We start from the raw sequence: 24,154 nt of genomic DNA, 5'->3' as shown, positions 1-24,154 counted from the left end.
CTACCCCGCCCCGAACCGCCGCGCAATTCACTTAGCCGCGTCCGCGATAGGGCGGCACGCCCTGTTCAGGGATCCAAACGCCCTTTGGCGGTTCGCCCGTCTGCCAGAAGACGTCGATCGGAATGCCGCCGCGCGGATACCAGTAGGCGCCGATGCGCAGCCATTGCGGATCAAGGAACTCCACCAGCCGCCGCGCGATCAGGACGGAGCAATCCTCGTGGAACGCGCCATGGTTGCGGAATGACCCGAGGAACAGCTTCAGCGACTTCGATTCCACCAGCCAGTCGCCGGGCACGTAGTCGATCATCAGATGCGCGAAGTCGGGCTGCCCCGTCATCGGGCAGAGCGAGGTGAATTCCGGCGCGGTGAAACGCACGAGGTAGGACACGTCCTGCGGGTTCTTCACCCGTTCCAGCACCGCCTCCTCGGGCGATTGGGGCATGACGGTCGCGCCGCCCAGCTGCTTCAGCCCCGAATAGATGTTCTCTTCCATCATACGCCCCTTTTATTGCCCCAAAGGATGACATGCAGTTGCGGCAGGATGCGCGGGGTGAACCAGCCATCCGCCACGGTCTTGTCGATCAGCCACAGCATCCGGTCCACGAGGCCGTTCTGATCCACGGCCGCCGCCTCGTCCACCATCGGGTTGCCGGGTTGAAGATACAGCGGCAGGTGCGGGAAGCGGGCCGCCGCGTCGCGCGCAAAGGCGTAGTCCGCATCGTCGAAGACCACGATCTTCATCACCGTTTCCGGCCCCGGCAGAAGGCAGCGCGCGAAGGCGTCCCAATCCGTGTCCTGCCCGCTGCTGGGGGGTTTGGGGGACAACACCAGCGTGTCCAGCCGCACGAACCACGGCTGGCTGATGGACCCCTGGGTTTCCAGTGCGAAGCGATACCCCTTGTCCTGCCCCGCCGCGATCAGCGGGCCGAAGGGCTGGATGGCGGGATTGCCGCCCGACAGGGACACGGTCAGCGGCCGGCCGCCCGACAGATCCTCGATCCGGGTCAGGATCGCCTCGGCCGTCATGGGGGTCCAGGTGTCGCGAAAGGCGCTGTCGACGGCGTGGAGGCTGTCGCACCAACTGCACCGGTAGTCGCACCCGCCTGAACGGACGAAGACCGTGGGCAGCCCGATCAGCACGCCCTCTCCCTGGATGGTTGGGCCGAAGATCTCGGACACGCGGATCATGGCCGGTACTCCGCCCAGGTCTTGGGGGTTTCGGACACGCGCACCGCCGTCACCTCGGGCCACAGGACGGCGCACCAGTCGTGGAAATGGCGGGCCAGCTTTTCGGCCGTCACCAGATCGTCGTCCATCACCTCGTTCAGGTGGCGGTGGTCGAAGGTGGTGTCGATGTAGTCCTTCAGCGCCTTCAACTCTCCGTAGTCGCGCACGAAGCCGTGGGCGTTCAGGGTGGCGGAGGCCAGTTCGACCACGACGACGTAGTTGTGGCCGTGCAGGCGGCCGCACTGGTGCCCTTCGGGCAGGCCCACCAGCTGGTGCGAGGCGCAGAAGGCGAATTCCTTGGTGATCCGGTACATCAGCGGTGCCCCTCCACCGCGTGGCGCCAGAAGTCGGGATCGGCGTAATCGGTCGGATCTGGAACGCCCGCGAGATCGAACGCCTCGCGCCGTTCGACGCAGGTGCCGCAGCGGCCGCAATGGAGGTCGCCGCCCTTGTAGCAGGACCACGTTTCGGCAAAGGGCGTGCCGACGCGCGCGCCGTCGGCCACGATGTCGGCCTTGCTGCGGTGCACATAGGGCGTCACCAGCCGGACGGAGGCGTATCCGTCTAGCGCCGCGTCCTGCATCGTCTGGAACGCCTCGGTGAAGGCGGGGCGGCAGTCGGGATAGATGAAATGGTCGCCCCCATGCACGGCCGTGGCCACCGCATCGGCCCCCTGCGCCGCGGCCACGCCGAAGGCGATGGTCAGCATGATCGCGTTGCGGTTGGGCACGACGGTGATGCGCATCGTTTCCTTGGCGTAATGGCCGTCGGGGACGTCCACATCGTCGGTCAGGGCGGAACCGGTCAGGGCCGCGCCGATGCCGCGCATGTCGATCCGGTGGAACGGCACGCCCAGCCGGGTGGCGGCACGGGCGGCGAAGTCCAGCTCCTTGCGGTGACGCTGGCCGTAGTCGAAGGACACCAGCGCCGAAAGATGCCCTTCGGCGGCCAGAACATGCGCCAGCGACACGGAATCCAGCCCGCCGGAGCAGATGACGATCGTCTTCATGTGTTCAAACCCTTGTTTTGATCACCCGGGTAGGCTGCGACCGGGACGGGGCGCGTCTACGGCGAAACCGCCCCCGAACGCAAGCAACGAAATCTTGAAGGGCCGACCCCGGAAACGCCAAGGGCGGCGGGTTTCTGGCCCGCCGCCCCATAGAAACCGTTCGATCCGAAGGGGTCCGACCCCTTATTTCAACTTGCCGATGGAGAAGAACAGCGTCTCGCCCGAGCTGTCGTCCACGCCGTCATTGTCGGTCACGACCCAGCCTTCGCCGTCGGAAGTGATCGCGAAGCCCTCGACCTTGTCGACCACATAGCCGTGGGTACGCTTCAGGTCGGGGATCAGGTCGCGGACCTCTTCCTTCGTGACAACGGGCATGTCGGTCATCGCAGGCTGCATTTGGTCCAGCGCCACGCGGAAGATCTTCTTCACCTTGGCGGCGTCGCCGATCAGGTTGTCACGCTCCACGATATAGGCGTGATCGCCATGGACGGTGATCTCGGACAGGCCCATCCAGCCGTCGCCCTTTTCCTCAAGCGGGTAGGACACGCCGCCCAGCCATTCCTTCTTGGCCGAGTCATAGGCCAGCAGCTTCACATGGCCAGCCTCGTCGTTCCATTCGCGCTGGACGGCCATCCACAGGACGTCGCCGACCTTGGCGATGCCCTCGAAGCCGAAGCGCTTTTCGCCTTCCAGCAGGGCCTCGGGCAGGGTCACCTCCTCGGTGATCGCACCATCGGCGCCCACGTGCAGGATCTCGTGCGGGATCTCCTTTTCCGTGTTGCCTTCGGAGGCGAGCCAGAAGCCGTCGGCCCCGTCCGTGGTGATGCCTTCCAGATCCAGCTTTTCAGCCGGCTGGCCGTCGCGCGTCACGATCCGCTTTTCGGTGATCTTCGCCGGCGTCTGCGCGGCGTCGATCGTGTAGATCGCGGGCTGCTTGCCATAAACGCTGTCGGACACGGCATAAAGCGTCGTCCCCTCGCCGGCGACCAGACCGGACAGCGCGCCCCAGCCGATCAGCGGGTCGGAGCCTTCGGAGGTCAGCATCGGATAGGCCGCGGGGCCCGTGCCAGGCTCGAACAGCATGACATGGGCGCGCGCGCCGCCGTCTTCGCCCAGATCGGCCTCGTTCGCCGAGGCGAGGAGGTTGCGGGCGGGAATGGCGACCAGACCTTCGGGGCTGACGCCCGAGGGGATCATCTGGGTCAGCACCGGCTTTGCCGGATCGGTCACGTCATAGGCGCCGATGACCGAGGCGCGTTCGGACACGACGAAGACGTAGGTGGTGCCGTTGAAGGTGCCGACCTCGATCGACTCAGGCTCGGCACCCTTGGCGTCGGACCGCTTGTCGGGATAGTGGCCGATGGCCGCCACGGCATGTTCAAAGCTGTTGCCGGCGTCGTAGACGACGGTGCCGTCACGGTCGAAGATCGTCCAGCCGCGCGAACCACCGTTCCAGTCGCCTTCGTTGGCCGTCACGATGTGGTCGTCGCCCAGCCACTGCACGCCGTCGGGTTCGCGCGGAATGTCGGTCAGGCTGCCGTCGAAGGACAGCGCGCCGTCATCTTCCGTGTTGATCCCGTCCAGCGACACGGTGCCGGCCGAGAAATCCGACGCGACCTTCCCGTCGGCGCCGATGATGACGATGTGGTTGTTTTCCTGAAGCGTGACGACGATCTCGCCCGCGTCGTTGATGTCCACGTATTCCGGCTCGGGGTCTTCGGGCGCGATGTCGGCCAGACCGGTCAGGTCGATGGTCTGCATGGCGTCGCAGTCGATGGTCCCGTCCGTCACGGGCAGCTTCACCACGAAGCCGGCGGGCATCTGCGGCAGGGCGCCGTCGTTCACGTCCTCGTCGCGCTGATTCTCGATGGCGACGGCCAGGAAGCTGCCGTCCTTGGACTTGGCGACCGAATCCGGCTGCCCGCCCAGATCGCAGGAGGCCAGAACCTCTTCCGTCTTCATGTCCAGCATGCGCAGCTGGCCCGAGGGCTCGGTGAAGCTGTCGGACGTGTCCACGCCCACGAAGGCGCGGTCGCCGATGATGACGGCGGTGGTGGGTTCGCCCTCCATCTCCACGTTGCCCAGGGGCTTCGGCTGCGTCGGGTCGGTGATGTCGACAAAGCCCAGAACCCCGTGCGGGCTGTCGGAATAGACCAGCGTCATCCCGTCTTCCGACACCGAGATGATCTCGGCCGAGGTCGGCTGCGCGCGATCCTCGCCCTCGGCCATGTTCTCGGTCGTGGCGAAGGAGGCGATGCGGTTGAAGGTCGTTTCGGCCGCGGCCGGCATGGCGGCCGCCAGTGCCAGCATCGAGGAAAGCGCGTATCGGTTCATGTGGGTCCTCATGTTCGTTGCCGCGACACCTGACGCGGCAAGGTGACACGCGCATCACAGGGATGTGACAGTTGCGTGAACCCACGCCGAACCCTATCTGGGACTTGACGCGGGCGTTCCGCTTTGGCCCAACGGTGTTCATGGAAAAGATCAGCCTTACCCCCCGCGCGGACCAGCGCGAAGCCGAAACCGGCTTCACCTTCGCCGAGATGCATGGCGAGCCCTATTGGGACGAAACCTCCGCCTACCGCTTCACGCTGGAGGAGATCGAGACGCGGATCGAGGATCCCGCGACCGAACTGCACGGCATGTGCCGCGAGGCCGTGGACCGCATCGTGAAGGACGAACGGCTGATGGACCGCATGGGCATCCCTCCGGGGTTCCGCGATCTGGTGGCGACCAGCTGGCGGTCCTTCGCGCCCGAGGTTTATGGCCGCATGGATCTGGCCTATGACGGGGGCGACGCGAAGCTGCTGGAATACAACGCGGACACGCCGACCTCGCTGTACGAAACCGCGTCCTTCCAGTGGCAGTGGCTGGAGGACCAGATCAAGGCGGGCGTGCTGCCCGAAGGGGCCGACCAGTTCAACGGCCTGCACGAGGCGCTGGCCGAACGCTTCCGCGAGCTGTTCCCCGCGAACACCGACATCCACTTCGCCGCCGCCGCCGGCAACGCCGAGGATTACGCCACGGTGGAGGCCATGGCCTGGGCCGCGCGCGAAGGCGGCATGGGCGCGCATTACACCGATCTGGAAAAGATCGGGCTGAGCGCGGAGGGCCAGTTCCTGGACGCCGAGGACCGCGTCATCGGCACGCTGTTCAAGCTTTATCCGTGGGAGGACATCTTCCGGGACGAGTTCGGCGCGGCCATCGTCCCCTCGGGCGCGCGGTTCATCGAGCCGCCGTGGAAGGCGCTGGTGTCGAACAAGGCCATCCTGCCCGTGCTGTGGGAGATGTTCGAGGGCCACCCGAACCTGCTGCCCGCCTTCTTCCTGAACGACGTGGCCGGCGCCCTGCGCGACGGCACCGGCGGATCGCCCCTGTTCGACCGGGCGCGCGACGCGCTGAAGGCCGGCCATGTGGTCAAACCGATCTTTTCGCGGGAAGGATCGTCGATCGACATCCTGGAAAACGGCCGCCCGCTGGAAACCGCCACCGATCGCGCCTATGATGATCATCCGAAGGTTGTGCAGGCCTATGTTCCGCTGCCGGTCTTCGACGGTTTCCGCCCTGTTCTGGGGGCCTGGATCGTGGGGGAAACCTGTGCCGGCCTTGGCATCCGCGAGGATCGGGCCCGGATCACGCAGGATCTGTCCCGCTTCAAGCCCCATTTCATCCAAGGATGACGCCCATGCGCAAACGTTCCGCCACCGTGGCCCTGACGCTGATGGGCGCCGCCTTCGCCCTGTCGGGCTGCAAGGAGGATCAGACCGAAGCCTCCTCGTTCCCGAACGCCGCGGCCTGTAAGGCGCAGGTGGAACAGGGCAGCCTTGCCTTCACCGCCGAGGATTGCGACGCGGCCTTTGCGCAGGCGCAGGCGGATCACAATGAAACGGCCCCCCGTTATGACGCGCTGGCCGTGTGCGAGGAGCAGCACGGCGCGGGCAACTGCGAACAGCAGGCGCAGCCGGGCGGCGGTTTTTCCTTCATGCCGCTGCTGGCGGGGATGCTGATCGGCCAGATGCTGGGCGGACGCGGCGGGTTCATGAGCCAGCCCTTGTCGCGCACGGCCGACGGGCGGTACGCCACCCCCGGCGGCACCAAGGTTGCGACCAACACCGGCAAGGGCCCGATGAACGCCACCGCCTTCAACAAGGCCCCCAGCACCATCGGCAAGCCGCCGATGACGCAGGCCGACGCGATGCGCCGGGGCGGCTTCGGATCCAGCGGCGCGGCGCGGTCGACCATGGGCGGATAAGCCTGCATTTGCGTCCCGCCTGTGCCAATCTTGGGTGGCACGGTGGATTTCGGGCGAATCTTCGCCTATAACAAGGCGCATATGCAAAACGACACACAGACACACCCGCCACACAACGGGTCGCAACCTGTCGCGACTGTCACCCGTCCTTTTGACCGCATCGCCGTGATCGGCGGTGGCGCCTGGGGCACCGCCCTGGCCACCGTGGCCGCCCGCGCCGGGCGCGACACCCGCCTTTGGATGCGGGACGCGGTGCTGGCCGCCGCGATGACCGATACCCACCGCAACCCCCGCTATCTCGGCGACATCGCCTTGCCCCATGCCATCCGGCCCACCACCGATCTGGCGCAGGCGCTGAACGGGGCGGAGGCGGTGCTGCTGGTGACGCCCTCGCTGACCATTCGCGAGATGGCGGCCCAGATCGGCGCGCTGGCCGCGCCCGGCGTGCCCATCTTCGTCTGCGCAAAGGGGATCGAGGCCGACACCGGCCTTCTGATGTCCGCCGTGGTGGAGGAGGTGGCCCCCGGCCGCCCCATCGGCGCCGTCACTGGGCCGACCTTCGCCAAGGAAACCGCCGCCGGGCATCCCACCGCCGTCACCGTGGCCTGCACCACCCAGCCGGACGTGGCGCCCGCGGACCGGGCCGCCGTGCGCATGGCCTTGTCGCTGACCACCGGCAGCTTCCGCCCCTACGTCTCGGACGACATGGCGGGGGTCGAGGTGGGGGGCGCCGTAAAGAACGTCATCGCCATCGCCTGCGGCATCCTGGCCGGGGCGGGCTTTGGCGACAATTCCCGCGCCGCGATCATCACCCGCGGCCTGGACGAGATGAAGGAGCTGGCCGTGCATCTGGGCGGGCGGCGCGAGACGGTGACGGGTCTTGGTGGCCTCGGTGACCTGATCCTGACCTGTTCGTCGCGCCAGTCGCGCAACTTCTCCTACGGCTTCCAGCGCGGGCAGGGTGTGCCCGACGAGGCCGTGTTCGACGGCCAGCCGGTGGTGGTCGAAGGCCGCCACAACGCGATCACCGTGACCGATCTGGCCCGCAAGCTGGGCCTGAACATGCCGATCTGCGAGATGGTCCGCGCCATCACCGCCGAGGGCCAGCCCATCGCGATCGCTTTCGCGAACTACTGGGCCGCGCCCCTGAGTGCCGAGCCTCGCGCGATGAACCTGCAGATGGATCACCCGGCGGTCGAGGCCGTCACCCGCCATTTCGAGGACAAATTCCAATGACCCAGACCCGAGACCCCAAAAACTGGCGCTTCGTGCTGGCCACCGATCTGGACGGCACCTTTCTGGGCGGCACCGACGCCATGCGCCGCATCCTTTACGACTGGATCGAGGCGCGCCGGGAGGATGTCGGCCTGATCTTCGTGACCGGCCGCGATCCGGCCTTTATTGCGCAGATGTGCGGCGACGGCATCATGCCATGGCCCGACTACGTGGTGGGCGACGTGGGCACCACCATCGCCGGCCTGGACAACGGCACCGTGACGCCGATCGACGCCTTGGAGGCTCATATCCGCGAGGTGTGGGGCGACCGCGGCGATCTGGTGCGCCGGACGCTGAAGGACGCGCCGGGGCTGGTGGAACAGGACACACCCTTCCGCCACCGCGTCAGCTATCATTGGGATCCGGAAACCTATGATCCGGCCAGCGTGGCGCCGTTGAAGGAGGCGGGCTTCGACATCCTGATCTCTCATGGATGCTATCTGGACGTGCTGCCGGGGGGCGTGTCGAAGGGGCCGTCGCTTTTGCGCCTGCTGGACCAGCTGGGGATCGACCCCGAACGCGTGCTGGTCGCGGGCGACACGCTGAACGACCTGTCGATGTTCCAGACGGGCCTGCACGGCGCGGTGGTGGGCGAAAGCGAACAGGGCCTCTTGGACGCCACGCGCGATCTGCCCCGGGCGCGCCATTGCGCCCTGCCAGGCACCGGCGGCATCGCCGAGGCGATCCGCGCCTTCCAACTGCACCCCGAAGCCCCGGACGAGGTGACCGCATGAGCGTGAAATCCGATCTTGTTGTCGTCTATCACCGCCAACCCTATGAGGAGGTGGAGCACGAGGACGGCACCGTGGAGCTGCGCGAGAACCGGTCGCCCAACGGCATCGTCCCCACGCTGAAGGGCGTGATGGGGCGCATGGGCAACGGCGCTTGGGTCGCGTGGAAGCACGCCGAGGATCCGGCAAACCCATCCTTCGATCGCGTGATCGAGATCGACGACTCCTATGGCAAGTACAAGGTCAGCCGCCTGCCCCTGACCAAGGAGCAGGTGTCGAGCTTCTACCACGTGACGTCGAAGGAAGCGTTCTGGCCGATCCTTCACGGCTTCAAGGAAAAGTACAATTACGACCCCGTGGACTGGTCCACCTTCCGCGAAGTGAATTGGGCCTTTGCCGAAGCCGCCGCGAACGAGGTGTCGGACAACGGTGTGGTCTGGGTGCACGACTACAATCTGTGGCTCGTGCCCGGCTACCTGCGCCAGATCAAGCCGGACGTGAAGATCGCCTTCTTCCACCACACGCCCTTCCCCTCGGCCGACATGTTCAACGTCCTGCCTTGGCGGGAGGAGATCATCCGTTCGCTTCTGGCCTGCGACAGCGTGGGCTTCCACATTCCGCGTTATGCCCAGAACTTCGCCTCGGTTGCGCATTCGCTGACGCGGGCGCGGACGATTTCGGACGAACACACGGCCGACACCATGACCCCCCGCGGGGCCGCGCTGTCGGAACGGTTCACCCCCACCCTGATGGAGCATCGCGGCCGCAAGATCCGGATCGAGGTCAATCCCGTCGGCGTCAATGTGGACTACCTGTCCGATCTGGCTGAGGCGCCGGAGGTGGAGGAAAAGGTCCGCGCCATCCGCGACTGGATGGGCGAAGGCCAGTTGGTCGTGTCCGTGTCGCGCACCGATTACACCAAGGGCAACATCGAGCAGCTGGAAACCTTCGAGCGGCTGCTGAACCGCCGCCCCGAACTGCACGGCAAGGTGCGCCTGATGCTGGTGTCGGTGGGCGCGAACCGGAACATGACCGCCTATGAGGAGGTCCAGCAGAAGATCGAGGAGTTGACCGGCCGCATCAACGGCACGCACGGCACCTTTGAATGGCAGCCGGTGTCGCTGATCTCCACCGCGATCCCGCTGGCGGAACTGGTGGCCTACTACCGCGCCGCTGACGTGGCGTCGATCACGCCGCTGGCGGACGGGCTGAACCTTGTGGCGGCCGAATACTGCCTGGCGAAGGCGACGGGCGATGACGGGGCGCTGATCCTGTCGGAATTCGCGGGCTGCGCGGTGCTGCTGAACGGCGCGATCCCGGTCAACCCGTTCTCCCACGCCTCGATGGACCGTGCGCTGGACCAGGCGCTGGCCATGGGGCCCGAGGAGCGGGCCTCGCGCATGGTGGAGCTGCGCCAGTCCGCCAAAAGGTGGAGCATCGCGGCCTGGTCCGACCGGATGACCCGGCACTTCCGCGAACTTCTGGCCCCGCCGCAGGACGGCCTGAGCTGACAGAACGGGCGGGGTTCAGGCCCCGCCGCCACCCCGGTTCGCCTGCACGACACCCCTGCAGGCGCGCGATTGTCTTGCAGGCTCAAGGGGTGTTTACTCGTCTTTGAAGCCAGCGTAAGACCGAGGCAAGTATCCGAACGAACGTTTCGTTTCAATGACACGGGGTCGGATGTTCACGGAAAACGAGGAACGGGCTCCTCCCGCCCGTCAGAGATGAGATCGATGTGATGAGCGAGACGCCCTCCCCCCTTCTTCGTGTTGCGCGTAACACCACTGCGCTGGCGCTGGCGGCCATCTTCCTGGCGGGCTGCGCCATGGACTACACCGCCCCCACGGCCGACCTGCCGGCGACGTTCAGCGCGCCGGCGCCGGAACGGGACGTGACGCGGGGCCAGCAGTGGTGGGCCTCCTTCAACGATTCCCGCCTGAACCAGCTGCTGACGGCCGGTCTGGCACGGAACCTGGACGTGGCCCAGGCGATCGAGGCGATCAACGAGGCGCGGGCCAACGCCCGCCTGACGGGCGCCAACGACATCCCGGACGTGTCGCTCGGGGCCTCCGCCTCGCGCGGGCGGCCGGAAGGCGCGAGCCCCGTGGTCGAATCCTCGTCGGTGACGGGCAACGTGTCCTGGACGCTGGACCTGTTCGGGCGCAACCGCAACGCCCGTGCCGCCGCTTCGGCCCAGCTGGACGCGGCCTATCTGTCAGTGGACGTGGCGCGCCTGACCATGATGTCGGCGATCGCGCAGTCCTACATCACGGCGCGCTATTATCAGGAAGCGATCGCGCTGACGCGTCAAAGCATCTCCAGCCGCCGCGAATCGCTGGATCTGACGCAGACCAAGGTGGAATACGGCAGCGCGCCGCGTCTGGAACTGGTTCAGGCCCAGCAGCTGGTGGCGCAGGCCGAGGCGCAGCTTCCTTCGCTGGAGGTCGGCTACGATCAGGCGGTGAACAGCCTTGGCACCCTGACGAACCAGCGGATTTCGACGTTGAAGGCCATGCTGCAAAGCGGCGGCCCGCAACCGCGCCCCCGTTTCCGCGCCAGCGTCGGCGTGCCGGCCGAGGCGATCCGCAACCGTCCGGACGTTCTGGCAGCGGAACGTCAGTATGCGGCCAGCGTGTTCAACGTCGGCGTGGCGCGCGCGGCGTTCTTCCCGTCGCTGTCGCTGACGGGAACGGTGACGCCCACGCAGATTTCGGGCGGTGGCACCATCAAGACGTGGAGCTTCGGCCCTCAACTGAACCTGCCGATCTTCAACGCGGCCAACAACGCCAACCTGTCCATCGCGGAATCTCGAGCGGTGCAGCAACGTCTGGCCTATCAGGGGACGGTGCTGGACGCGGTCGAGGAGGTGGAGAACGCCCTTGCCGCCTACAACCGCGACGCCCGCAATATCGAAGCGCAACGCCGTCTGGTCAGCGCGGCACAAGAGGCGGTGGACCTGGCGCGCACCAGCTTCGACATCGGCGACACGGAGTTCTTCACGGTACTGGACGCCGAGCGTTCGCTTCTGGACGCCCGCAACTCCTTGGCGCAGGCGATCCGTCAGCAGGCGCTGAACTATGTCACGCTGTCAGTGGCCACGGCCGGGGCTGGCATCGGCCCACGTGCTGCCGCACCTGCTGCGACGCCGGCTCAGGTGGCGGCGAACTAAGAAGATAAGCCCGTTTGAGATCAAGGCAGACGGGCTTTCGAACTATGCAGATTAACTGTATATCGCTGCGTGGCATATTTAAGGCGGAGCCTGTAACGCGGGTATTCTTGTTCCTGCCCGCTAGCTTGGCGCCGCGCCGTTTGCGACACTGTTCAAAGGCGCGGATAATGTAGCATCTTTGGCGGAGTGCGCGCCTGAAGCCAAGGACACGATCCGCGGATTGATCGACCGGATCGTGGTGAACCCCAGTGGGGGGGACTAGCGAGCGTCCTGTTCCGCGGATCGAACGTAAGCGTTGCATCCGGCGCCTGCCCCCGCGCCTGCCGGCGGCGCTCCACGTCCGGTAACATCACCTTGCGGAGAAAACGAGGATGTGCCGGTGAACAAGCAACCCTTCCGGAAACCAGTGGCCAGATCTTCGAGGCGTTCGGGTTCAGCATCCCTGTGAACGACGATGTGGTGGCCGCCTCTGGTCCCTCGAGTTCAAGCGCTTCATTGCTGGCAAGCTGGCCGCGAAGGAGATGACGGTCGGCGACATCAAGGACGTCTGCAAGGTCGAGACATCTCAGATCTACCAGTGGAAGGCGGAAGTGATCGGGAAAGGCGCACACTCCCGGCCGTGGCGCAAGTCGTACCAGATGTTCAAGGAGGTGACGCTTCTGGAGGAACGGCAGGAGGCCGTCGAGGATGTTGCCCCCACCGCGTCCTTCATCCGCATACAAGGGCGTTACACAGCGCTGTGCATACCTGCCGACTATCCGGTGGACGCTCTTCTGGCTGTGCTGAAGGTTCTGGAGGGTGACCGATGATCACGCCATCCGGCCACTTCCGCATCTACATCGCAACCCAGCCTGTCGACTTCCGGAAGGGAATGGACGGTCTTGCGGCGCTTGTGCGTGCCGAATTCGACCTCGACCCGTTCTACGGTTCGCATCACCTAGTCCGGGTGGTCGACCTCTTCGTCGACGAGTTTGATCTGATAGACCTGGGGTTCGGACGGGCGGCGCACGCTCGAACCGGTCGCCCGGGCTATCATCCTGCCGTTCTGCTCAAGCTGTTCATCTACGGCTACCTGAACCGGATCCCGTCGAGCCGCCGGCTGGAACGTGAAGCGGGACGCAACGTCGAACTGATGTGGCTGACCGGCCGGCTGGTGCCCGATCACAAGACCATCGCCGACTTCCGCCGCGACAACGGCCCTGACATCCGCCGCACCTGCGCCCGGTTCATGGAGCTGTGCCGACGCATCGGTGTGCTCAAGGGCGCATGCGTCGCCATTGACGGCAGCAAGTCCCGGGCGGTGAACTCCCGCGACCGGAACTTCACCAAGGGCAAGATCGCCAGCCGCATCGCCCATCTGGAGGCGGACGTGGAACGTTACACTGCCGAGATGGTCCGGGTGGATCGGCAGGAGGAAGGTGGGGTCCGGGCCGAGAAGGTCGCGCACTTGGCCAAGCGTTACGGCCGCGTCCGCCAGCACATCCAGCATCCGCAAGCCATGGATCGGGCGCTGGCCGATGCACCGGAGGGACAGATCTCCCTGAGCGATCCCGATGTCCGCGCCATGGCCACGAGCGCGCGGAACAGCGGCATGGTCGGCTACAACGTCCAGACCGCCGTCGATGCGGAAACGCATCTGATCGTCGTGCATGACGTCACCAATCAGGGCCACGATCGCGACCTTCTGATGCCAATGGCACGGGCCGCGCAGGAGGCGCTTCATCGCGAAATCATGCATGTTCTGGCCGACAAGGGCTACTTCAGCGGGCGGCAGATCCTGACCTGCCATGAGGCAGGCATCACCACGACGGTCCCGAAGCCGGAGACATCACCGAACCGGGTCAAGGGCATGTATGTGAAGCCCGACTTCGCCTACGAGGCTGATGCGGATGTTTATCGCTGCCCTGCCGGACAAGCGCTGACCTACCGCTACACCACCGAGGAAGACGGGCTGGAACTGCGCCGTTACTGGACCGGCGACTGCGGCGGCGGCCTGATGAAGACCCGCTGCACGACCGGCAAGGAGCGCCGGATCACGCGGTGGGCGCACGAGCACCTGATCGGGGCGGCGCGGGCCAGGCTGATCGGACTGACAGAACCGATGACGGTGCGCCGCGGCACCGTCGAGCACCCCTTCGGCACCCTCAAGGGCTGGATGGGCACGAGCCACTTCCTGACCCGCAGGCTGAGGAACGTGAAGACGGAAATTGCGCTGAACGTCCTCGCCTACAACATCAAGCGCATGGTGGCGCTGATCGGGATCCGCGGGCTGAGGGCCGAGGTGAAAGCCTGAAAAGGACGCTCAACCCACGTCCTGCCGAAATCTGTCCCATGGCGGATCATTCTCATCCTCGCCGAAACAAGCTGTCATCGGCGATGAGTTTCTACACAGCCTAAGCCCACAGCGGACGTTCGAAGAGAACCCGAGGGGACGCTCGCCATGGATCGTAAACCCTTGACCGAAGTCGATTGCAATCTAAGCGTGCACGCGACGGAACCTTACGTATGTGGCCTTGTTCCTAATCCCGCCACCGCTAGGGGCCTGCCCGCCGATATCACCTTGGGCAACCTGCTCCATGATCTTCGCCGCGTCTACGAAGCTCTCGCTGCGCAGGGTTAAGGAGCGGAAAAGGGACAGACCTTGTCGAACACGGCAAGAGCCCTGTGACCGGCTCTCTGTAACTCCGTCGTTCATAAGGAGAGGCTGCCGGTTCAAGCTCCGGTTGATCATTCATGACAAGCGCGCCCGGCCCAAGGCATCAGGTCGCGCAGGTGTCCAGGATGGTAAGTGAAAGCGCGGATCTTTCGCTCCGCGCTTTCCTGATTCATGTCTTTTATGGCCTTACCAAGCCAATGCGCGGGCTTCGAAACTCTTGAGCACGCGGCGGGCCGTCTTGCCATAGGCTTCGGGCATGGAGCGCAGGTCCGGGAACAACGCGAAGAGTTCTTCCCGCGCCGCCTCGCAGATACCGCCTAGACCATAGCTTGCGGGGTGGTAGCTTTCGGTGGCGGCGCCATTGGCAAAGACGACCTCGTGCTGGTCGAACAGCATGTGGATGTAGATCACGCGCTCCGTCTCCTCGACGGTGACGTAGCGATCGTCCACCATGTGCTTGGCCGAGGCGAGGACCTCGCGCTCGCCGAACAAAAGCTCCGCACGGTAGCCCTCCACCAGCATCCGGTGCTGCGGCGAGACCAGTAGGTCCGCCGTCAGATCCGGCACTGCGCCCTTGCGCAGGCGGACCGGTGCGAACGCTCCGGTGCCCGCCACGGCCGTCGTGCCGATCCAGCGGATGGGCTGCATCCCGCGGTCGCGAGTGAGGACCATGTCGCCCTCCTTCAGCGTCTCGATCGCGCGGGCGCCGCCCAGCGTGCGGATCATCGTGCCAGGGGTGAAGCAGATGATCTGCTCGATTCCGGTGTAGTTGATCAGCGTCCCGTCCGAGAGCGTGATCGTGCCCGATCCGGCCACGGTGCCGGGCGTGTTGCGCCAGCCGGTGTTCGCGCTCAGGTCCAGAATGTCTCCACCGCCGGGGGTGGTGTCCTGCCCGCCGCCGGCAATGGTGATGACCTCGTCCGGCGTGTTCGTCGCGCCATTCTCGTTGTCGATCAGGTCGTCCAGCGTGAAGGTGTCGCTTCCGTCGCCGCCATCGGCCAGATCGCCCCGCCCGAAGGTCATGGCATCGGCGCCAAGGCCCCCGTTCAGGGTGTCAAAGCCGGCTCCGCCCACCAGCGTGTCATTGCCGTCGCCGCCGTTCAGGCTGTCGTTGCCGACCCCGCCGTTCAGGCTGTCGTTACCCGCGCCGCCCAACAGCGTGTTGGCGTCATCGCCGCCCGTCAGCGTGTCGTTGCCGGCCGAGCCCGTGAGGTTCTCGAACCCGTTGATGACGTCGCCTGCGGCGTCGCCGCCGGCCGTGGCGCCCGTGGCCAGGTTCACATTCACGCCCGCCGCCGATCCTGCATAGGACAACGTGTCGGTTCCGCCGTCGGCGTTCAGCGTGTCCGCCCCCGCGCCGCCGATGACGGTGTCGTCGCCAGCGCCGGCGTTGACGCTGTCATTGCCCGCCCCGGCGTCGATCAGGTCGGCCCCGTCGCCCGCCACGATCGTGTTGGCCAGCCCGTCCCCCGTCAGCGTGTCGGCGAAGCCCGAACCCGTCAGGTTCTCGAACCCGCTGATCACGTCGCCGTTGCCGTCCCCCCCCGACACGATGTTCGTGGCGAGGTTCACGCTGACTCCTGCGGCGGAGCCGGAATAGGACAGGGTGTCGGTGCCCGCGCCGCCGGCCAGCGTATCGGCGCCCGCACCGCCCGTCACCGTGTCGTCGCCTGCGCCCGCGATGACGTTGTCGGCCCCTGCACCCGCGTCGATCAGGTCGGATCCGTCGCCGCCGTCGATGACGTTTGCGTTGATGTCGCCGGTCAGAGCGTCAGCCAGAGCCGAGCCGGTCACGTTCTCGAAGTTGCTGACAACATCGCCCGTGGCGTCCCCGCCCGACGCGGCACCTGTGGCGAGATTCACCGCCACGCCGGCTGTCGATCCGGCATAGGACAGCGTGTCCGTGTCCACGCCACCATCCAAAGTGTCCGCCCCGGCGCCGCCGATGACCGTGTCGTTCCCCGCCCCCGCCGCGACGCTGTCGGCACCCGCGCCCGCGTCGATCAGATCGGCGCCTGCGCCGCCCGTGATAGTGTTGGCGTTCGCATCGCCCGTCAGCGTGTCGTTGTTGGCCGAACCGGTCAGGTTTTCGAACCCGCTGAGAACGTCGCCCGCGGCATCACCGCCCGAAGCGGCCCCCGAGGCCAGGTTCACGGCCACACCTGCGGTGGACCCCGAATAGGACACGGTGTCGATGCCCGCACCCCCGGCGAGGGTATCGGCGCCTGCGCCGCCCGTCACCGCGTCGTCGCCCACGCCCGCATCCACATTGTCGGCGCCCGCTCCTGCATCGATCAGATCGGCGCCCGCGCCACCCGTGATGGTGTTGGCGTTCGCGTCGCCCGTCAGCGTGTCGTTCAGCGCGGAACCGGTCAGGTTCTCGAAGTTGCTGATGACGTCGCCTGCGGCGTCTCCGCCGGACGTGGCACCTGTGGCCAGATTCACCGCCACGCCGGCCGCGCTGGTGCTGTAGTCCAGCGTGTCGATGTCCGCGCCGCCGTCCAGCGAATCGGCGCCTATGCCACCCCGAACCGTGTCACTGCCCGCGCCGCCCGTGACGGTGTCGTTGTCTGCACCGCCGTCGAGAAGATCGTTGCCGTCACCGCCGTCGAGGAGGTCTGCGTCGGCGCCCACAAAGGTGTTGCCCTCTCGGTCGCCATAGATGGTGTCGTTGCCCGTGCCGCCATACAAGCTGTCACCGCCGCCGAGGCCGGAGAGGACGTCGTCGCCCGCGGCACCATAGAAGACGTTCGTGTAGAAGTTGGGCGCAGCACCCGCCTGGTCGAACCCGACCATGGTGTCGTTGAAGCTGGTTCCGATCGCCCCGTCCATACCGGTGACCGTATCGCCCGTCGCGTCGCCGCCCGTGATGGCACCGGTTGCGAGGTTGATCTGCAACGCACCCCCGGATGTGCTGTAGTCCGCGAGGTCGAGCCCTGCGCCGCCCACCAGCGCGTCCGCACCCGCACCACCCGCAAGCGTGTCATTGCCCGCATCCCCGATCAGCGTGTCGTTGCCGGCATTGCCGACCAGCGAGTCGTTACCGTCGCCGCCCGTCAGGGAGTCGGCGTTCACCGATCCGGTCAGGGTGTCATTGAAGGCCGAGCCCACCACATGTTCGAAGTTCGACAGCACGTCACCCGCTGCGGATCCGCCCGCGCCCAGGCCGGTGGTCAGGTTGACATTTACCGCCGCCGCCGACCCGCTGTAGTTCACCGTATCGATGTCCGCGCCGCCGTTCAGCGTGTCGGCCCCATCGCCGCCGATGACCGTGTCATTGCCGCCCCCGGCGTCGATCAGGTTCGCCGCAGCATCGCCCGTCAGCGTGTCGGCGAAGGCGGAGCCGGTGATGTTCTCGAATCCGCCAAGGACGTCGCCAGCCGCGTCACCACCCGCGCCGGCACCAGTTGCGAGGTTGACCGCCACTCCGGCGGTCGAGCCGCTGTAGGATACCGTGTCCGTGCCCGCACCACCCGTCAGGCTGTCCGCGCCCGCGCCACCCGTGATCGTGTCGTTGCCAAGGTCGCCTGTGAGCGTGTCGTTGCCGCTATTGCCGACCAGAACATCGTCTCCGGCACCGCCGAGGAGGGAGTCCGCCGTGGCAGAGCCTGTCAGCGTGTCATTGAACGCCGACCCCGTGACGGCTTCGAAGTTCGACAGGACGTCGCCTGCCGCGGTTCCGCCAGCCCCGGTGCCGGCGGTCAGATCGACGTTCACGCCCGCCGTGGACTCGCTGTAGTCCACCGTGTCGAAATCAGCGCCGCCGTTCAGGGTGTCGGCGCCCGCGCCGCCCTGAACAGAGTCGTTGCCGGTGCCCGCATCGACAATGTCGTTGCCCAGACCCGCGAGGATCGTGTCGTTGCCAGCGCCCGCCCGGATGTCATCGTTGTTGCTGCCATTGGGCCCGTCATTGGCGTCAACGAAATCCGATCCGCCGGCTTCGGCAAAGCTGCCGTTGATCAGATCATTGCCGGCGGAGCCTTGCACGACGTAGTCCTTGAAGATCTGCGTCTGCCGGTCGACAAGGTAATCGAGCGCCCCGTTGAAGGTTGTCAGCGTAAGGGATTGAATGGCCTGCGCCGAGAGGGTCGGGTCGGATCCGCCAACGGCCGGTGGCGCCAGGAACAGGTCGCCATTTGTGGCCTGAACGATCCGCAGGACGGTGCTCGTCGCGGTGGTCCCGTTCGCATAGGTGATCGTGCCGGTATAGATGCCGCCACCATCATAAGTCAGCGTCTGCTGCGTGCCGTTGATCGTCGTCGTGAACTGGTCGTTGTTGGTGGAGTTGTTCGGGTCGTAGATGTCGGCCCGTCCGGTGTTGGTGGTCAACTCCGACGAAACGAGGCGGCTGTAAAGCGGAGCCGCGGGGGCTCCGTAGGTCGTACCCTGCAGGGCGGCTCCATTCTCGATGGTCGTGTTGCCCTCCGTAGGGTCAACAAACGTGGTGGAACGGCCCAGGTAAATCCAGTTGAACGTCGTCGGCATGTCGGCTCCTTCGGTGGGTTTTGGCTGGAAAGCGGATTCGACGCAACTTTAGGGGGTGAGCCTCAGATAGAAACAATATTAATCGATATTTATCAAAATGCTTGCCTGAACGCGGCATCTGTTGCGGAAAGGAAGCAGAGGTTTCGCTTGGAAGGCCGCTGCATCCGCGACAGGTGATTGAAAATTGTTCAATGTAACAATTGGAAGTTCCATGGCGTCCGATGAGCCAGGCGCGGCAGCTGGTCGGGACCTGTTTACAGATCGCTGTCTCAAAGGGCGGCTGCGCTTCTCTTCGGCGACTACGACTTAAACGTCCGGATTGTCCTGATTGTGTTGAAAAACACTTGTTGATCCCCCGGTCGGGCGCTGATTCACTTCCTGCCATGGGTGGTGGAGGTGATCGGGATGATGGGATCGCGGCAGGTGGCGCAAGGCGCACTCTTCTACGAGTTCTCGCTGGAGGATCACGTCCCGCAGGACCACCTGATCCGGGCCATCGACCGGTTCGTGGATCTGGGCAGCATCCGTCAGCATCTGGCACCGTTCTACAACAGCACGGGCCGCCCTTCCGTCAATCCCGAGCTGCTGATCGGCTACGGCTTCGGCATCCGGTCGGAGCGGCGGATCTGCGAGGAGGTCCATCGGAACCTCGCCTACCGCTGGTTCTGCCGGCTCGACTTGCACACGGCGGTGCCGGATCATTCGACCTTCTCCAAAAACCGCCCTGGTCGCTTCCGCGACAGCGATCTGCTGCGCCAGGTCTTCGAGACGGTCGTCCACCGCTGCATCACCGAAGGACTGGTCGGCGGCCGTGACTTCGCCGCCGACGCCAGCCTGATCCGCGCCGATGCCGGCAAGATGTAATCCATGTCCCAACAACTATGGCAGGGCAGCCAGATCAACGAGGCCACCGCTCCCCGCGCCATCCGCGAGTATCTGGAGACGCTGGACGATGCCGCCTTCGGCGCGGCCAGCGAGGTGCGCCCGAAGTTCGTGTCCTGCAGCGGTCCGGCGAGCCAGTGGACCGCCGCCATGAACGCGCCTGCGATCTTTGCCTATTCCACCAACTACCTGGTCGACACCGACAACGCCGTCATCGTGGAGGTCGAAGCCAGCCGGTCCATCCGGCAGGCGGAGGTGGGAGCGACGCGGACCATGATCGACTGCACGAAGGATCGCTTCGATCTGCAGCCGGAACGCCTGGCGGCCGATACGGCCTACGGCCGAAATGCTGGCCTAGCTGGACGAGCGCGAGATCACTCAGCACATTCCCGTCTTCGAAAAGACCGAACGCCTCGACGGCACGTTCCCGAGAACCGCCTTCAGCTTCGACCCTGTGGCTGATGAATACACATGCCCCGGCGGCCGAACGCTGAAGAAGTATTGGCGCACCATGGCCAAGCCGCGTCCTGCCTACGGGGCGACGGCTTCCGGAGATACTACGCCAGCAAGGCGGACTGCGGCACCTGCGACCTGAAGGCCCGCTGCACGCCGAACCAGGCCACCCGCAAGATCTCTCGCCACTGTCATGAAGTCGTCCGCGACAAGGTCCGCGCCTTTGCCGGAACCGCCGCTCATCTGGACAGCAGCCGACGGCGGAAGAAGGTCGAGATGCTCTTCGCCCACCTCAAGCGCATCCTGCGCCTTGGCCGTTTCGCCTGCGCGGCCCAAACGGCACCAAACACGAGTTCCACCTCGCCGCAACTGCACAGAACCTCCGCAAATTCGCAAAACTGCTCCCCCATGGCCCGCAAGCGGCGTGAAGGGAACGCGCGGGCCGATCTCATCGCAGGATCTGGATCGAGCTTTTCATCACAATTTCCTACGAGCAGACCTACGGCTGTGGATGTGCTTGGGCCGAGCTATGACAGCTCATTGAATATACTGTCGAAAAACTCTATTGGTTGATTTGAGCATCCCGAGGCTAAAAATCTTTTCCAAAAAAAATCCGAGTTGCCTCGCCCTTGCGCGTAGAACGGTGCAGATTGCAGCATGATGTTCTAAGCGATTGGGCGCTTGAAGCACCTCGCCAAGCTTTTCAACAGTATCAGGACAAAGCAGCCGTTCGCGTTTTGGAAAGCTAGGCGCGGCGTTTCATCTGAGGCCCTGATCGGGCCGGACCTCGGCATCGCGCAGGAAATCGATGAACGCCTTTAGTGGCGCAGGTGGCCTGCGCCCGTGATAATAGAGATGAGGGCCTTCGAATTCAGGCCACCAGTCGGGCAGAACGGGGGTGAGCGCGCCCGTTGTGAAATGCGCCTCCAGCCAGTTGCGGAACGTCATGCAAAGGCCCTGACCTGCAAGTGCGTGCCCGATCATCGCGGCGGATCCGCTCGTGCCGACGATCAGGCGCGCTTCGGGATCGAGCGTCAGCACCTCGCCTCCCCGTTCGAATTGCCACGGGACGAGCGCGCCGCTGCCGAACCGTCCGCGGATGCAGAAATGCGCCAGCAGGTCACGCGGGTGCCCGGGCGTTCCCGCGCGGTCAAGATAAGAAGGCGCGGCCGCCAGCGCCACCTGCTGCCGCCGCGGCCCGATGGGCACGGCGATCATGTCCTGCGCCAGCGCCTCGCCATAGCGGATGCCCGCGTCGCATCCCGCCGCCACGGCGTCGACCATGCGGTCGTCCACCATGATCTCCATTGTAACGCCGGGATGAAGGGTCAGGAAACGGTCCACCAGCGGCGGCAGGATGTCGACCATCACCGCCCCCGGCACGTTCAGCTTCAGATGCCCGCGCAGATCACCGTCGCGGCTGCGGATGGCATCCAGCGCCTCGGCCGTCTCGGCCAGCAGCGGCGCGATGCGAGTCGCAAGATCGCGACCGGCCTCGGTCGGGGTCACGCTGCGGGTGGTGCGGGTCAGCAGGCGAACGTCCAACCCCGCTTCCAATCGCGCGATGGTTTCGCTGACGGTGGCGGGGGACAGGCCGAGCGTTCGTGCGGCGCCGCGAAACCCTTTGGCCCGCACGACGGCAAGGAATATGTTCAGGTCGTCCAGCGGCGGATTGTTCGGCATGCCGATCAGCCTATCCGGACATGTCCGTATTATCAAACGACGTCTTCCGGTCCAGATTGCCATCAGGACAAAGGAGCACCCTCATGACCACCCCCGCTTCGGCCGCTGGCCGCTTCACCTTTCCCGGCACCGACCTTTCGGTAAACCGTATGGGCTACGGCGCCATGCAGCTTGCCGGGCCTCACGTCTTCGGCCCCCCGAAGAACCCCGACGAGGCCCGTGCCGTGCTGCGCGAGGCGCTCGAACTCGGCATCGACCACATCGACACCAGCGATTTCTACGGCCCGCATGTCACGAACGAACTGATCCGCGAGACACTTCACCCTTATGCCGGCGATCTGGTTCTGGTGACGAAGATCGGCGCCTGGCGGGACGAACAAGGCGGCTGGAACTTGCGACGGGACGAGGCCTTTCTGCGTCAGTCGGTCGAGGACAACCTGAACCGCCTCGGTCTCGATCGATTGGCCATCGTCAACCTGCGCATGGAAGGACTGCACGACGACATCGCGGCCCCCATGCGCGTCATGCGGGCGATGCGGGACGAAGGGTTGATCGCCCACATCGGCATCAGCAACGTTGGTGCTGATCAGGTGGCCGTTGCCCGCGAGATCGCGTCCATCGTCTGCGTTCAGAACCACTACAACCTCGCGCATCGCGCGGACGACGCACTGATCGACCAGCTGGCCGAGGACGGGATCGCCTACGTGCCGTTTTTCCCGCTGGGCGGCTTCTCTGCCCTCCAATCAACGGAACTGACGGCCGTGGCCGAGGATGCCGGCGCCAGTGCCCAGCAGGTCACCCTAGCATGGTTGCTCGCGCGGAGCCCGAACATTCTGGTGATCCCGGGCACCTCCTCCCGCAGCCATCTTCGTGAGAACGTGGCGGCGGCGGACCTCGTGTTCACCTCGGCGCAGGCGGCGCGACTGGGTGCGATCGGACAGGCGGGCGATATGTAAACCTGAAAGGACTGGGGCGGCCGGCGATCGACCGCTCCGGTTATAGCCTGCAGGACATCCAAGAGCGGATGTTTCAGGATTTCGACAACAAGCCACGTGCCCTCCGTTCGTACCAGCACCTTCCCCTCGGGAAGGCTGCATTCTGGGGCAGATGAAGGAGTTGACCGTCGCCGTCCGATACCACCGTTCCTATCCAACGCCCATCCTGTTCCTGGTCCGCTGAACTGCCTCCCTGCACGGACACCACACGTCCTGATCGTCCAGCGGCCACCACATCGTCGTTCACAGGGATGCTGAACCCGAACGCCTCGAAGATCTGGCCGCTGGTTTTCCGGAAGGGTTGTTTGTTCACCGGCACATCCTCGCTCTGTCCGCGAGGTGATGTTACCGAACGTGGAGCGCCGTCGGCAGCCGCCGAGGCGGGGCCAGATGCGACGCTTACGATCGATCCGGAAGTTGGCGCGCCGGGCGGCCACCGGATGGAACTGATGGGCGATCTTGCGGGCATCCTGTGCTTGGCGGAAGACGGCGTGTTATCTGGCCCTCAGGTCTGGGGAACGCCACAGCAATACAGAAAGCCCCGGCGGGTTGCCGGGGCTGGAGGCGAAGGGGTGACCCTTTGGGGTCTGTATTGTTGGTTGCGGGAGCTGACAACCGCCGTAATCTACCTAGGCTGTCCGCCATCGTCTGAACGTGACAAAAGCTTGTTCGGATCCTGCAGTGGCCCGATCGGAGCATGCTTTTCCCTTGATGTATGCGGGGCGGTCGAATGCTGATCGTCGACCGGTCGCCGTTCTATAATCTTGGCCGCCTCACGTCGTTTGCCCGAAACCGACTTCCCGCAGCTCATGAATGGCCTGACCTGCGATATTCAACGGCTGCAATGGATTTCGACCTAGTCTGATCCGGAGACACCTCAGGACGACAGAAGGCGATTCACCAAGATTGCGCCGGATGCCAACGCCAGAATTACGAGAACGAGCACATTCAGCGCGACCCAATCCGCAAGATGAAAAAGTGCTCCCGCAAGAAGAGAAGACGCCGCTACGAATCCGAAGATGGCGAAGTCCGCCGCACCCTGCAGACGCACATCCTGCGCGCTCGCCTTGGCGATCATGACAGTTGATCCGGTATAGGCGAGGTTCCAACCCACGCCCAGCAGAATGAGCGTCGTCCAGAAATGCGCCAGTTGTTCTCCCGACAGGGCGATGATGGCACCGGCCGCGATCAGCGCCACGCCCGACAGCATCACCAGCAGATAACCGAATCGGTCGATTAGGCGCCCGGTCACGAGGCTGGGTGTGCTTCGGCATGCAATCTTGACCCCTTAGACGGGGGTATCGGCGCCCAATTTTGACCCCCCTGATGTTTTGTCG

Annotated in this window: 17 protein-coding genes and 1 pseudogene; 10 read left to right on the top strand and 8 right to left on the bottom strand. The window is 65.3% G+C overall.

Translation table 11 applies throughout. The annotated features are described in order from the left end of the window. Positions 1-31: 31 nt before the first annotated feature. The 5 genes from queF to PIJ50_RS14925 all read right to left on the bottom strand — a co-directional run bounded on the left by queF (position 32) and on the right by PIJ50_RS14925 (position 4,570). On the bottom strand, positions 32-493 hold the full coding sequence (gene queF, locus PIJ50_RS14945; protein ID WP_271976323.1) for a preQ(1) synthase: 462 nt from the start codon (positions 491-493) through the stop codon (positions 32-34). After that, entirely contained in the window at positions 493-1,188 is a 696-nt protein-coding gene (gene queE / locus PIJ50_RS14940; protein WP_271976322.1) for a 7-carboxy-7-deazaguanine synthase QueE, read from the bottom strand. The genes queF and queE overlap by 1 nt, the downstream gene beginning before the upstream one ends. Further along, positions 1,185-1,541 carry a 6-pyruvoyl trahydropterin synthase family protein gene (locus PIJ50_RS14935; protein WP_271976321.1) on the bottom strand — a complete coding sequence of 119 codons (357 nt, stop codon included), beginning with the start codon at positions 1,539-1,541 and terminating at the stop codon, positions 1,185-1,187. The genes queE and PIJ50_RS14935 overlap by 4 nt, the downstream gene beginning before the upstream one ends. Beyond that, a complete protein-coding gene (gene queC / locus PIJ50_RS14930) occupies positions 1,541-2,236 on the bottom strand; it encodes a 7-cyano-7-deazaguanine synthase QueC (protein ID WP_271976320.1) in 696 nt (231 codons plus the stop codon). Before queC ends, PIJ50_RS14935 begins: the two co-directional genes overlap by 1 nt. Before the next feature lie 183 nt (positions 2,237-2,419). Then, positions 2,420-4,570, bottom strand: a complete 2,151-nt coding sequence (locus PIJ50_RS14925) for an esterase-like activity of phytase family protein (protein ID WP_271976319.1) — start codon at positions 4,568-4,570, stop codon at positions 2,420-2,422. 140 nt (positions 4,571-4,710) lie between these two features. Between PIJ50_RS14925 and PIJ50_RS14920 the strand changes: the two genes are divergently transcribed. The 8 genes from PIJ50_RS14920 (at position 4,711) to PIJ50_RS14885 (ending at position 13,956) form a co-directional block, all read left to right on the top strand. Then, positions 4,711-5,916, top strand: a complete 1,206-nt coding sequence (locus tag PIJ50_RS14920; RefSeq protein ID WP_271976318.1) for a glutathionylspermidine synthase family protein — start codon at positions 4,711-4,713, stop codon at positions 5,914-5,916. 5 nt (positions 5,917-5,921) lie between these two features. Next, the gene (locus PIJ50_RS14915; RefSeq protein ID WP_271976317.1) at positions 5,922-6,488 is read left to right on the top strand and encodes a DUF1190 domain-containing protein; all 567 of its coding nucleotides are present in this window, start codon (positions 5,922-5,924) and stop codon (positions 6,486-6,488) included. 81 nt (positions 6,489-6,569) lie between these two features. Continuing rightward, on the top strand, positions 6,570-7,724 hold the full coding sequence (locus tag PIJ50_RS14910; protein ID WP_271976316.1) for an NAD(P)H-dependent glycerol-3-phosphate dehydrogenase: 1,155 nt from the start codon (positions 6,570-6,572) through the stop codon (positions 7,722-7,724). Further along, a complete protein-coding gene (locus tag PIJ50_RS14905) occupies positions 7,721-8,497 on the top strand; it encodes an HAD-IIB family hydrolase (protein WP_271976315.1) in 777 nt (258 codons plus the stop codon). Before PIJ50_RS14910 ends, PIJ50_RS14905 begins: the two co-directional genes overlap by 4 nt. Before the next feature lie 2 nt (positions 8,498-8,499). Further along, entirely contained in the window at positions 8,500-10,005 is a 1,506-nt protein-coding gene (gene ggpS, locus PIJ50_RS14900) for a glucosylglycerol-phosphate synthase (RefSeq protein WP_271976352.1), read from the top strand. Positions 10,006-10,232: 227 nt separating this feature from the next. After that, entirely contained in the window at positions 10,233-11,663 is a 1,431-nt protein-coding gene (locus tag PIJ50_RS14895) for an efflux transporter outer membrane subunit (protein WP_271976314.1), read from the top strand. Positions 11,664-12,184: 521 nt separating this feature from the next. Next, a complete protein-coding gene (locus tag PIJ50_RS14890) occupies positions 12,185-12,472 on the top strand; it encodes a hypothetical protein (protein WP_271976313.1) in 288 nt (95 codons plus the stop codon). Further along, a complete protein-coding gene (locus PIJ50_RS14885) occupies positions 12,469-13,956 on the top strand; it encodes an IS1182 family transposase (RefSeq protein WP_271976312.1) in 1,488 nt (495 codons plus the stop codon). Before PIJ50_RS14890 ends, PIJ50_RS14885 begins: the two co-directional genes overlap by 4 nt. Before the next feature lie 549 nt (positions 13,957-14,505). On the opposite strand, the gene PIJ50_RS14880 is transcribed toward PIJ50_RS14885, so the two are convergent. After that, on the bottom strand, positions 14,506-18,804 hold the full coding sequence (locus tag PIJ50_RS14880) for a Hint domain-containing protein (RefSeq protein WP_271976311.1): 4,299 nt from the start codon (positions 18,802-18,804) through the stop codon (positions 14,506-14,508). Between the two features lie 405 nt (positions 18,805-19,209). Here PIJ50_RS14880 and PIJ50_RS14875 point away from each other — a divergent pair. Beyond that, a pseudogene (locus tag PIJ50_RS14875) lies at positions 19,210-20,567 on the top strand (transposase). A 331-nt stretch (positions 20,568-20,898) separates the two neighbouring features. Here the strand turns inward: PIJ50_RS14875 and PIJ50_RS14870 are convergent. Next, positions 20,899-21,822, bottom strand: coding sequence for a LysR family transcriptional regulator (locus PIJ50_RS14870; protein ID WP_271976310.1), 924 nt, complete (start codon positions 21,820-21,822; stop codon positions 20,899-20,901). 83 nt (positions 21,823-21,905) lie between these two features. Between PIJ50_RS14870 and PIJ50_RS14865 the strand changes: the two genes are divergently transcribed. Continuing rightward, positions 21,906-22,778 (top strand): oxidoreductase, encoded by an 873-nt coding sequence (locus PIJ50_RS14865; RefSeq protein WP_271976309.1) that lies wholly within the window; start codon positions 21,906-21,908, stop codon positions 22,776-22,778. A 916-nt stretch (positions 22,779-23,694) separates the two neighbouring features. On the opposite strand, the gene PIJ50_RS14860 is transcribed toward PIJ50_RS14865, so the two are convergent. Next, positions 23,695-24,069 carry a hypothetical protein gene (locus tag PIJ50_RS14860; protein ID WP_271976308.1) on the bottom strand — a complete coding sequence of 125 codons (375 nt, stop codon included), beginning with the start codon at positions 24,067-24,069 and terminating at the stop codon, positions 23,695-23,697. Positions 24,070-24,154: the final 85 nt, after the last annotated feature.

The sequence above is a fragment of the Falsirhodobacter sp. 20TX0035 genome, assembly GCF_028307215.1.
Classification (GTDB): Bacteria; Pseudomonadota; Alphaproteobacteria; order Rhodobacterales; family Rhodobacteraceae; genus Falsirhodobacter.
This window is presented reverse-complemented; position numbering and strand designations above follow the sequence as displayed.